Consider the following 433-nt stretch of genomic DNA (forward strand, 5'->3'; position numbering starts at 1 on the left):
TGTTGATCAGAGCGGCGGCTTCGGCCGCGTCCGTGTTGGCCCGTTCGAGCACCTTGCGCACCGTCTCGCGCAACGCGCGGACTTCCGCCAGGTCGGCACGGGTGAGATGCCGCGGACCGGTCCCTTGCTTCGCGGCCGGACTCGCAGGCTCGGCCGCGGGATGGTCGTCGAGGAAGTCCCGGAGCTGCTCCAGGGTCTCGAGCGCGTCCTCTCCCTTGATCGGCCTCAAGGTGTTGGCCAGGTCGACGGCCGTCTGGACCACCCCTGGGCTGTGATACGCATCCAGCATTTGACGTATCTCCTCGCTTCCCCATAGTGTGACATGCAAAGGAGCTTTAGCATGTCACAGCATACTCGGCAGGGGACGACGCCGCAGACGGTGCCGTCTGGAGACGCCCCGGCACCGGAGCGAGCCGACGCCCCGGACGGGCGT

Annotated in this window: 1 protein-coding gene; it reads right to left on the reverse strand. The window is 67.4% G+C overall.

Annotation, left to right across the window (positions count from 1 at the left end; all coding sequences use genetic code 11):
* The coding region (locus tag ACYF6T_RS44660) for an ABATE domain-containing protein (protein ID WP_461703722.1) at window positions 1-289 on the reverse strand (289 nt) is incomplete at its 3' end.
* Between the last annotated feature and the right edge of the window lie 144 nt (window positions 290-433).

This window comes from Streptomyces sp. 7R007, assembly GCF_054850255.1.